This window comes from Mastigocoleus sp. MO_188.B34 (assembly GCF_030065675.1).
Classification (GTDB): domain Bacteria; phylum Cyanobacteriota; class Cyanobacteriia; order Cyanobacteriales; family Nostocaceae; genus Mastigocoleus.
The window spans coordinates 1-10,302 of the sequence record NZ_JASJDK010000065.1 but is presented as its reverse complement, the minus strand read 5'-3'; the positions used below and the strand labels follow the sequence as shown (position 1 = coordinate 10,302).

Annotated in this window: 9 protein-coding genes; 5 read left to right on the top strand and 4 right to left on the bottom strand. The window is 37.9% G+C overall.

What is annotated here, in order from left to right; translation table 11 throughout:
• Nucleotides 1-60: 60 nt before the first annotated feature.
• Together rimM and QNJ50_RS16095 are read right to left on the bottom strand one after the other, a co-directional pair.
• Complete coding sequence (rimM, locus tag QNJ50_RS16100) at nt 61-642, bottom strand: ribosome maturation factor RimM (protein WP_300636967.1); 582 nt, start codon at nt 640-642, stop codon at nt 61-63.
• Nucleotides 643-984: 342 nt separating this feature from the next.
• Entirely contained in the window at nt 985-2,259 is a 1,275-nt protein-coding gene (locus QNJ50_RS16095; protein ID WP_300636965.1) for a valine--pyruvate transaminase, read from the bottom strand.
• A gap of 286 nt (nt 2,260-2,545) precedes the next feature.
• Between QNJ50_RS16095 and QNJ50_RS16090 the strand changes: the two genes are divergently transcribed.
• The 3 genes from QNJ50_RS16090 (at nt 2,546) to QNJ50_RS16080 (ending at nt 5,622) form a co-directional block, all read left to right on the top strand.
• The gene (locus QNJ50_RS16090) at nt 2,546-3,283 is read left to right on the top strand and encodes a Uma2 family endonuclease (protein WP_300636963.1); all 738 of its coding nucleotides are present in this window, start codon (nt 2,546-2,548) and stop codon (nt 3,281-3,283) included.
• Between the two features lie 497 nt (nt 3,284-3,780).
• Nucleotides 3,781-4,893 (top strand): S-(hydroxymethyl)glutathione dehydrogenase/class III alcohol dehydrogenase, encoded by a 1,113-nt coding sequence (locus QNJ50_RS16085; RefSeq protein WP_300636961.1) that lies wholly within the window; start codon nt 3,781-3,783, stop codon nt 4,891-4,893.
• Nucleotides 4,894-5,067: 174 nt separating this feature from the next.
• Nucleotides 5,068-5,622: a GNAT family protein gene (locus QNJ50_RS16080; RefSeq protein WP_300636959.1), complete on the top strand. Its 555-nt coding sequence runs from the start codon at nt 5,068-5,070 to the stop codon at nt 5,620-5,622.
• A gap of 199 nt (nt 5,623-5,821) precedes the next feature.
• Here QNJ50_RS16080 and QNJ50_RS16075 read toward each other — a convergent pair whose 3' ends face one another.
• Nucleotides 5,822-7,510 carry an NAD(P)/FAD-dependent oxidoreductase gene (locus QNJ50_RS16075; protein ID WP_300636957.1) on the bottom strand — a complete coding sequence of 563 codons (1,689 nt, stop codon included), beginning with the start codon at nt 7,508-7,510 and terminating at the stop codon, nt 5,822-5,824.
• A gap of 230 nt (nt 7,511-7,740) precedes the next feature.
• On the opposite strand from QNJ50_RS16075, the gene fghA reads away from it, so the two are divergent.
• Both fghA and QNJ50_RS16065 read left to right on the top strand, forming a co-directional pair.
• A complete protein-coding gene (fghA, locus tag QNJ50_RS16070; RefSeq protein ID WP_366914274.1) occupies nt 7,741-8,580 on the top strand; it encodes an S-formylglutathione hydrolase in 840 nt (279 codons plus the stop codon).
• A gap of 160 nt (nt 8,581-8,740) precedes the next feature.
• Complete coding sequence (locus QNJ50_RS16065; RefSeq protein ID WP_300636955.1) at nt 8,741-9,526, top strand: Tab2/Atab2 family RNA-binding protein; 786 nt, start codon at nt 8,741-8,743, stop codon at nt 9,524-9,526.
• A gap of 107 nt (nt 9,527-9,633) precedes the next feature.
• Here the strand turns inward: QNJ50_RS16065 and QNJ50_RS16060 are convergent, their stop codons facing one another.
• Nucleotides 9,634-10,236: a type ISP restriction/modification enzyme gene (locus tag QNJ50_RS16060; RefSeq protein ID WP_300636953.1), complete on the bottom strand. Its 603-nt coding sequence runs from the start codon at nt 10,234-10,236 to the stop codon at nt 9,634-9,636.
• Nucleotides 10,237-10,302: the final 66 nt, after the last annotated feature.

The following is a 10,302-nucleotide window of genomic DNA, read 5'->3' as shown; positions in this document are numbered from 1 at the left end:
TACTCTGCAAGTGAAGTTGAGCTAGAGAAGAGAGTAGGGAAAAAGCTTCTGAGCATCAAATTAGTCATTAATAGTTAACAAACCTGGTGGTGGTGTAATCTCAATTCGACTAGCTTCCAAATCGACTACAGGTGCAATTGCTCTCACGAAAGGAATTAAAACATTTTGCTTATCTTTCTTCTTGTTCTCAGATTGTTTATTCTCAAATTTCTTATTGTCAGAATCTTGTAACTCAACCTCCAACAGATCGTTACCTGCAGGAATCACATCAATAACTTTACCAATCAGTTCGCCGGACTCTTGAAGAAAAACTGATAAGCCAATCAAATCCATCACGTGATATTCATCTTCTCCCAACTGGGGGCGATTACTCTCAGGAACCAATAACTTACAACCCCGTAATTCTTCTGCTTGATCGCGATATTCGATCCCAGCTAGTTTTATTACGTATAAGTTTTTTCCCTCTAAATAACGTCCTTTTTTTAGTTCCACAGGTTCAGGTTCACTTTTTCCCGGACATAATAACCAACGTTGTCCGGGGACTTCAAAACGTTCGGGAAAATCAGTTTCTGGATAAACCCGCATCTCTCCTTGCAAACCCTGTGGAGCAACAATTTTTCCAATTTCTAGCCAACCATCCATCAGTTATCAGTTAATGCACAATACTTACAGTACGCTTACGCTAGAACGAGCGAAATAGAATATCTTTTTTAGGTGACTCTTATCGCCGCGCCGTAACGCACCGCCATATAAGATTAATATACAAGGGCGTCTGAGATGCGCAATAGAATATCTTTTTTAGGTGACTCTTATCGCCGCGCCGTAACGCACCGCCATATAAGATGAATATACAAGAGCGTCTGAGATGTACAAGAGAATGTCTTTTTTAGGTGAGTCTTATGCTGAGCTGTAACAAACCGCTAAACAAGATTAATATACGAAGGTTTTTATTTAGGTGCGCAAGAGAATATCTTTTTTAGCTCATCAATTATCTCCTTGATAAACAGTTTGAGCAACTTGGGCTAACCGTTCCATTGCGGTCGCAATTTCTCGATCGCTACCCGTAAGACTAATGCGGAAACACTGCTGTTTGTGTTCCCATTCTTGATTTAAGCCAGGAAAGAAAGTACTACCTGGTACAACAATAACCCCAACCTCCTTGAGTCGCTGATAAAATTCCCAGTCTGTAATTGGTAAGTTTTCCAACCATAGCCAAGCAAAAATAGCACCTTCACCACGATGTAAGAACCAAGGTAAACTATCCGGCATGGCTGAATCTAAGGTACTTTCTAATACCGTAAATTTATTTAGATAAAAGGGACGAATAACAGTTTCACTAATTTCTACCAGAGCCCCAGAATTAATCGCGTAGGCTGCAATTGCTTGTCCGTAACGAGATGGATGAATGCACATATTGGTTTGAAAGGACTGCAAAACCTCAATAATCCGTTCGTCACCAATTGCGATTCCAACACGTTCCCCCGGCAAACCTGCTTTTGATAAGCTCATGCAGTGGACAATATTCCCACCAAATTTTGGCGTCATGCTTGTAAAATTCAATGCCGGAAATGGGGGCGCATATGCTGAGTCGATAAATACCGGTACATTATGTGGTGCAGCCATTAAAGCAATTTTATTTACTTCATCATCCGTCAGTACATTCCCCGTTGGATTGCAAGGACGAGAAAATATTACACAACCGCTATTTTCAGCGATCGCTAATTGACTAAAATCAGGGCGGTATTTAAATCGGTGGGATGAAGCATCGATATCTAAAGTCGGTTTATAAGCAATTAAAGCTTCCGGAACTAAACAGACACCACCATAACCGGTATATTCAGGACTAAGAGGTAAAATAATTTGTTTGAGTTCACCATTAGTGGTGTAACCTCCGAAAGCATTTGCAGCATAGAAATATAAACTTTGGCTGCCCGGTGTTAATAAAACATTACGCGTACTTAAATTTAATTCATATCGTCGGTTAAAATCCTTAACAATAGCTTCAATTAAAGGTGCATAACCCTGTGAAGAACCGTAGCGACATACAACTTCACTATAATTTGGGCTAGCTAGTAACTGTGCAGTACAATCACGCCATAACTGTTCTACTTCTGGCAGAATTAACGGATTACCCGCACTTAAATTAATTAAATCCTTACCTTTGCTTGCTTCCAAGGTTTCAATCACATCCTTCATGATGGCTCTAACACCACTCAGGTTGGACATTTGGGCACCAATTTTTGTTAGAGCAGGATTCATAGCTAGGGAAGGGTGTCTGAAACAACTAGATTAATAAAACTATTGTATTAGTTCGCGCACCAACAATAATTTCACAAACTCATAGAAAATATGAAGAAATCTTCGTTCCCATTATGTGATATCCAGATCTAAATACTGATAGGATAACTTTTAAGATTTACTCAAGTTGCCCCTTACTTATGAAAATCCTCAAAATGCTTTAGTACAAAGCAGTATAACAACTCTACCAATAGATGATTCAAGCTTTCCGAAGTAGCGGGTTAGAAGTAACACTTATGTTCTAAAAATGAATAACAAAGAATTTTATCGCACTCAACCTAGTTGGAAAAAATCCCAGATATCTGTATTTATCCCCAAAGGTTACGACCTCAATGCTATATCCACAAAACCCAAAAATTCCTTGGAACTGCAACTAGAACCGGGAGAAAAATTAATCTTACAGCCTGTTTCTTGGCAAAGATTAAATCAAATATTAGTTGAACTAGAGCAAAATCGTTCTTTCAGAATCGCATACGCTGATAAAGTTCTAGAAATTATGTCTCCCCTAGGAGATGAGGAAAGGGGGAAAGTCGTAATTGCAAATTTGCTTGAGATGTCGCTGAAATCTCAGGAAAAATCTTGGATTTCTTTTGGGTCAACCACTTTAAAGAGTGAGAATCGGGGAGTCGCAATCGAGCCAGATAACTGCTTTTACATTCAAAATCATCAAGAGGTCGCCGGTAAAAAGACATTAAATTTGACTCAACAACCACCGCCAGATTTAGTCATAGATACTGATGGTGTGTCCATAAATAAAGTTGCTGCATATCAAGAATTGAGGGTACCAGAATTATGGATCTATGCTGATGGCACCTTAAAAATTTATATACTGGTCAACAGTGAGTATATGGAATTCAATACTTCTCCAAATTTTCCCGATCTCCCTGTTGCAAAAATTATTCCTCAATTTGTTGAGCGCGCCAATATCTTTGGGGTTCCTAAAGCTTTGGAAGAATTCGAGTCATATCTAAAAAAAATTAAGTGATATCTCAGGAAAAGAGAACAGGGAACGGAGGATAGGAAAAAATATTAGGGAGTTCCAGTAAATTAAATAGCCCATTTATATAATTGCATTTTTTCAGATGTAAGATGCGATATGCAGAAGGCATGACGCTTCCCTTATCATGCAATGATATATCAACAAAATTAGTTGTATTGGGAGATTTATAGTTTGGTATTCCCTTGTTTCATAATTTTGAGGGAATTATTTGAGGCGATTATTTGAGGCGATTATTTGAGGCGATTAATTTACTGTTGCCAAAAGTCTATTTTCATAGCTGCGATCTTTGCCATTTCTTTAATTTATGTAACTAGAGCTAGCTGTATTGGTATTCATAGGCTAACCTTTAACTTGCATCAAAGTATGAATAATTATCTCCAGTATTTGCCAATATCAAATTTGCCAATATCAAATTTGCCAATATCAACTTAATAAAATCACATCAGATAATTTAGGAAATATACACAGAAGGACAGTAGAAAGTGGAAGTTAAAGCAGCAATCGCTTACGAGGCAGGTAAACCACTAAGCATTGAAACGGTGCAACTTGAAGGTCCCAAAGCTGGCGAAGTGATGGTGGAAATAAAAGCCAGTGGAGTCTGTCACACCGACGCTTACACCCTTTCTGGTAGAGATCCTGAGGGTTTATTTCCTGCGATTTTAGGACATGAAGGTGCGGGTGTTGTAGTCGAAGTTGGTAAAGAAGTAACTAGCCTGAAAAAGGGCGATCGCGTGATTCCTTTGTATACCCCAGAGTGTCGCCAATGTGAATATTGTCTCAGTCTTAAAACTAATCTTTGTCAAGCTATTCGCGCTACCCAAGGTAAGGGTGTAATGCCTGACGGTAGTAGTCGCTTTTCTATCGATGGCAAAAAACTTTACCATTATATGGGTACTTCTACTTTCGCCAACTATACTGTTTTACCAGAAATTGCTCTTGCGAAAATCCGCGAAGATGCTCCCTTTGATAAAGTTTGTTATATCGGCTGCGGCGTGACAACAGGTATAGGTGCTGTAATCTATACTGCAAAAGTAGAACCCGGCGCTAATGTGGTTGTCTTTGGTTTGGGTGGTATTGGTTTAAACGTAATTCAAGGAGCGCGGATGGTGGGAGCCAATAAAATTATTGGTGTAGATCTTAATCCCAAGAAACGCCCCTTAGCAGAAAAATTTGGGATGACCCACTTTGTCAATCCCAATGAAGTTGAAGGTGATTTAGTTAAGTATTTAGTCGATTTAACTGATGGTGGTGCAGACTATAGCTTTGAATGTATTGGTAATGTCAAAGTTATGCGCCAAGCCCTAGAATGTTGCCATAAAGGCTGGGGTCAAAGCATTATTATTGGTGTTGCAGGTGCAGGTGAAGAAATTAGTACTCGTCCCTTTCAATTAGTAACCGGGCGAGTTTGGAAAGGTTCAGCATTTGGTGGAGCAAGGGGGCGGACTGATGTACCAAAAATTGTTGATTGGTATATGGAAGGAAAAATCAATATTGATGATTTGATTACCCACGTAATGCCAATTGAAAAAATTAACGATGCTTTTGATTTAATGCATCAAGGCGATTCTATTAGAAGTGTAGTCACGTTTAATTAGAGCATTCGAGCATATAATTATATAAAAATAACTTAATTCAATCGAATTCTAAGAATTTGTGGTTCCTGCGGGCTATGTGTGAACGTTGCATTTATGCGACTATTTTTATTTGGTGAGATAATAATAGTTGTTGGTAAATCGCATTGAATAAATCGCAATCTTTTGCATGAATATATGCTTTACAAATTTCCAAAATTAGAGTCAGAAAGTTTAGTCTTAAGAGAGATCAAATTATCTGATGCAGAAGCTATTTATCGAATATTTTCCGATCCAAGTGTCCTTGAATATCATGATGTTGAAGAATTTAAAAATATTGAAGAAGCTAAATATCTAATTTATAGCTTAAGTGAAGGTTTTAGAGAGCAGGAAGTTATACGTTGGGGAATAGCTAAAAAGAGAGAAAATATAATAATTGGAACTTGTGGTTATAGTGGATGGAACAAAAATCGTTTGCGTGCCGAAATTGGTTATGAACTTTGCCAAACTTATTGGAGACAGGGAATAATGACTAAAGCTCTTAGTGCTGTAATTCATTATGGTTTTGAAATAATGCAATTAAACCGAATCGAAGCAACGGTTATGTTACCAAATATTGCATCTATGAAATTATTACAAAAACTAGGTTTTCAAGAGGAAGGGATTTTAAGAGAACGTGGTTTTTGGAAGGGTCATTTTCACGATTTAAAAATGTTTGCGCTGCTGAAAAAAGATTATGTGTCAAGTTGGTAATTGGTAATTGATAATTGGGAATTGGTGATTACTCAATAAATCTTTCTTCTCTTGTTTTACCTATTTTACTTCTGATTTCCGAATACTGACTTCCGAACTAAAAAATATAAATATTAATCGTGTTTTGGTATAACACAATTTTTTATATTAGAGACCTTTCATAGAAGGTCTCTAAATCTTTTGCTATGAAAATATTGAGTCATTTGGACTTGCTTTTTGCTGCACCAGCAAACACCTCTGGGAATGAAATACCACCGGGTAGATCGCTTAGGGTGAAAACACCCCCCATCATTGCACCAATAATTCCTAAGGAGCAAACATCAGAACCTGTAAGGTATAAGCCAGGTAATGGGGTTTTGGGAGTTGTCCAAGCTGAGTTTTGTGGATCGAAGCGTACGGAACGCGCATCAGAGATGCGATCGCATACAGCAGGAAGTCCGTAGATCGCTCCTTGGTAGTGAGCAGTAAAATGTTCGTTGGTTAAAGGTGTAGAAAGTTCTTTATACGCAATGATGTCAGCAAAACCAGGATAATATTTATCTACAAAATCAATTAGCCTATCCATTAGACCTTGTTTTAGTTGCTGATAATTATCATCGCGATGTAACCAAGGTTGATTTTTCCATTGTGCAAAAGATTTGTAGTCACTAAATGCGATAATTTCGGCTGTATGATTTTCTGCTTTTGGATCTTTTAGTGAAGGGAATGAAAGGTAGATACTTAGGGGTTGTTCATCATTAATCCAATCACCTCTGCATTCGTAAATTTTGTCATGGTCAATGCTGCCATAAATCCAGTGATTTTCACCTTTGAAACCTAGTTTTCTTAGATCTTCGGAGAATCCTAAATATACAGTCAGATTAGTTGTAGGCGAATATTGTTTGATAAATCTTTGTAGAGAATCTCGGAAGGGGATTGGATAATCCCGAGGGATTAGTTTCAGGTAAGTGTTTGCACTACCAACATTGGAGACTATCACAGGTGCGTAATATTCTTCTGTTGCTGAAGAAGTTGCTGTGTCAGGATTATCTTTGGTGTTTACATTTTTGGTATTTACATTTTGAGCATTTAGCTGACGAACTCTTACTCCTACCGCACTACCGTCTTCAATTAAAACTTCAGTAACTTCGCGGTTTAGCAAGAATTTTCCACCGGATTTTTCGACAATTTTCTTCACGCTAGCAGCAATCTCACCTGCTCCTCCCACAGGGTAATACCCACCATTGAGATAAGATTGCACAACCGTTGCATGTTGCACAAAAGCACAAATACTTGGAGAAAGTCCGTAGGTTCCCCACTGAGATACCAGTAAAGCCTTAAGTTTTGAATCTTGAAAACGCTTATCCAAGTAGTCTTTCACTGTGAGATTCAAGGGAAATCTATTCCATAATTTACCTGCACTCCCCAATAACTTAACTGGTAAAGAACTACTTTTTCCCATTGAGTCGTTAATTAAAGCTCCCGCAGCTTTCTTTAGATCTCGAAAATATTGCCGAATTGCTGACTTTTCTTGAGGAAATAGTTTAATTAGGTCAGCTATATATCTCTTTTCATCTCCATACAGATTAAAACTAAATTCCGGATAAACGAACTTGTCAAAGGGTTCCGGCATTTTATTCCATTGGACATGATTTGCTGTGACTAGATCAAATATACCTCGCATCTGCGAACCCGGTTGCATCTCTCCTACATAATGCAACCCCACATCCCAGTGAAATTGCTTGCGTCTAAAATCATGAGTAAAACCACCTGCTTTAAAGTGACGCTCCAGTACCAAAACCCTTTTATTGCGCAATTGGCTCATTAAACTTGCAACGGTAAGAGCTCCCATTCCAGAACCAATAAGTATTAGGTCATATTCATTTCGTTTTAATTGTTTTCCGCTCATTTGGAATACCTCTTAGAAGCGAAACATCCTTATACTCAAATAATTGCATATAGGATTACTGTATGCAACTTGTTTAATAATAAAATATATGAATACAAATTAAGGAATTCTACAAATACTTACTTCCAGCAATCTGAGTTCTCGCGACAAAAGGTGTTTAAAATATTCTTTGGCTATTAACTATTTTTACTTTTTCTTTATTCTTCCTGCATTTAAGGCAGTTCATAAATATGATTAAACTCAGTTCAGAATATAAAACCTTCGGTGGGAAACTTGGCTTTTATTCTCATTTTTCTTCTAGCTGTAATAGTGGAATGCGTTTTGCTGTTTATCAACCGCCCCAAGCGATGTCTCAAAATGTACCTATTCTTTATTGGTTGTCTGGTTTAACCTGCACCGAAGAAAACTTTATGATTAAAGCCGGAGCACAGAAATATGCTGCAGAACATGGTTTATTATTGGTTGCACCAGATACTAGTCCTCGCAACACAGGTATTTTAGGTGAAGATGAAAGCTGGGATTTTGGTACAGGTGCAGGCTTTTATGTGGATGCGACGGAAATACCCTGGTCATCTCATTACAAGATGTACAGTTATGTTGTTGAAGAGTTACCTAAGGTAATTGCTGAAAATTTCCCGGTCAATCTTGATAAACAAAGTATTTTTGGTCATTCGATGGGTGGACATGGTGCTTTGATCTGTGCGATGCGTAACCCCGAACAATATAAATCAGTTTCAGCATTTGCGCCTATTGTTGCACCAATGCAGTGTCCTTGGGGAGAAAAAGCTTTAAGTGGTTACTTAGGGGATAACAAAGAAACCTGGAGTAACTATGATGCAACTGAATTAGTGAAGAAAATTGGTTTTCATTCTCCAATTTTGATCGATCAAGGTACCGCTGATAGTTTTTTACAGCAAAAGCAACTACTTCCAGAAATATTTGAAAAAGCTTGTGGAGAAGTCAAACAACCTTTGAATTTACGTTATCAAGAAGGTTACGACCACAGTTATTACTTTATTGCTTCTTTTATGGAAGATCATATTCACCATCATGCGATTTTTCTCAATTAATACAGTTTGGTGAGTAATAAGTATTTCTAAAAATAAATCAAGTGGTATTTGCTAAGAGGATATTTGGGAAGTATTTTTTATTACCCATTGCCGTTGTTGATAACCCCCTAACTCCCTTAAAAATGGGAAAAAGTCCGGTAGTTTTGAACGAAAAAGCTCTATGAAAATCTGGCAAGCTGATTTTTATCGCAGTCCCCAGCAAGATGCATCAACTAAGGTGTTCTGGGATTTATTGATTTGCGACCCCAATCTCGATCTAAAATATGAGGCTAGTTGTCCTCAATCACAAGCAAATTCTACTTGGCTTGCTTCCCAAATCCAAGAAGTAGGGGAAAAACCGGATGTAATTCAAGTATTTCGTCCCCAGTCTTTAAGTTTAATTGAGCAAGCTGGAAATAATTTGGGAATTAAGGTTGAACCGACTCGTCGCACCACAGCTTTAAAAAAATGGTTGCAAGAAAAACAGTATCCGATAGCTTTGGATAAGCCCCCTCCAATGCCTTTACCAGAAAATCTTTGGGGTCAAGAATGGCGTTTAGCGACATTACCTGCGGGTGATATTGTTGATATCTTTGGCGATCGCCCAATTCCAATTTTAGATATGCCGGATTATTGTCTGCCAATTAATTTGGGTTTAGCTTCAACTGTAAAAATTCCCGGAATTGTTATTTATGGTGGCAGACAATCCATGCGTTTAGCAAGATGGTTCCAAGAAGTTCGTCCAGTAGAGATAAATTACATTGCTGGCGCGCCCGATGGTTTTGTCTTAGAAGCGGGTTTGATAGATCGATGGGTTGTTGTGACTTTTGAAGACAAAGAAGTTGCAGCAGCCGCACAAAATTATCAGCAACGCAAGCAAGAAAGTAAAGGATTACACTTTTTATTGATACAACCTGATGATTCAGGAATGACTTATAGCGGTTTTTGGTTGTTGCGGGACGAATAATTCCATCATTGCAAAACCCTTGTAGGGGTGCACCGACGTGCGCCCTATTTATTGATGTTTTGATACATAAAATTCCCTTACACGACATTTAAATTGCTATATATAATTTACATTTGATAAATGATTTGCATAGTTTCTACACTCACAGTGCAGACCCGTCGCAATAAATTGATAACTTGTTCTTTGTAATCAGCAAAACGGTAATGATTGAATTTCTCTGCAATGGTCGGGTCTTTAATTTTCTTTTCTTTATATTGATCTAAGATCCATTCCAGTGCGGAACGATTTCCTAAACGATATTCCCAAGCAATTTTTGGGACTCCATATAAGCTGGTCATATCATCTAGGGTAATAATTCCCTTGGTTTTGTCAGTTTTTAATTGAGGTTTGGGTTTGGAAATATCAGGAATATCTTGACGTTTTAAGTTGTAGGATTCGATATTCTCGTAGTTAATGTGTAAATCCATTAATTTTTTACCCCAGTTAACCCATTTATGAAAATCTTCGTAGAAAGGTAAACGGGGAAATTCGCGTTTGAGGTTGAGTTCGTATTTTTGGCGGTATTCTGGATTGTGTAAGACTGCGTAGGTGTAATGAAAAATGTCTTCTCTGGTAATTGTGGTGTCCTTGTAATGAGTTTGGAATTGCTCTAGTAGTCTGTCAATTTTGAGTTGAGGGATACAAAAACACGATAATCTATAAACACCCAAATCAATCTGGTGTGTGTGATGCCCAAGAAAAAATACATTGTCTCCCTAACAGTAGAAGAAAGAGAA

What these genes read in the sequence shown, in the direction of transcription:
- rimM (WP_300636967.1), bottom strand. Translation starts at nt 642, where the DNA reads ATGGATGGTTGGCTAGAAATTGGAAAAATTGTTGCTCCACAGGGTTTG.
- QNJ50_RS16095 (WP_300636965.1), bottom strand. Translation starts at nt 2,259, where the DNA reads ATGAATCCTGCTCTAACAAAAATTGGTGCCCAAATGTCCAACCTGAGT.
- QNJ50_RS16065 (WP_300636955.1), top strand. Translation starts at nt 8,741, where the DNA reads ATGAAAATCTGGCAAGCTGATTTTTATCGCAGTCCCCAGCAAGATGCA.
- QNJ50_RS16075 (WP_300636957.1), bottom strand. Translation starts at nt 7,510, where the DNA reads ATGAGCGGAAAACAATTAAAACGAAATGAATATGACCTAATACTTATT.
- QNJ50_RS16080 (WP_300636959.1), top strand. Translation starts at nt 5,068, where the DNA reads ATGCTTTACAAATTTCCAAAATTAGAGTCAGAAAGTTTAGTCTTAAGA.
- QNJ50_RS16090 (WP_300636963.1), top strand. Translation starts at nt 2,546, where the DNA reads ATGAATAACAAAGAATTTTATCGCACTCAACCTAGTTGGAAAAAATCC.
- fghA (WP_366914274.1), top strand. Translation starts at nt 7,741, where the DNA reads ATGATTAAACTCAGTTCAGAATATAAAACCTTCGGTGGGAAACTTGGC.